The following is a 226-nucleotide window of genomic DNA, read 5'->3' on the forward strand; positions in this document are numbered from 1 at the left end:
GGCGCGCCGCCAGCGTTCATCCTGAGCCAGGATCGAACTCTCCGTCCAAAATAAATGGGCTTCGAGCCCGTCCGGTCCTCTCAGTCATTCGCTGATCGGTTCCGTTCGATTCATATGGTTCTGTATAGGAAAAGGAATTTCTCGGGGCCGCCTCTCGGCGGCCTTGCGAAAAACAAATCCAAGTTAGACCATTTCAAATGGTTCGATGTCTGCCCGGATGCGACAC

Source organism: Collinsella sp. AM17-1 (assembly GCF_003470665.1).
Classification (GTDB): Bacteria; Actinomycetota; Coriobacteriia; order Coriobacteriales; family Coriobacteriaceae; genus Collinsella.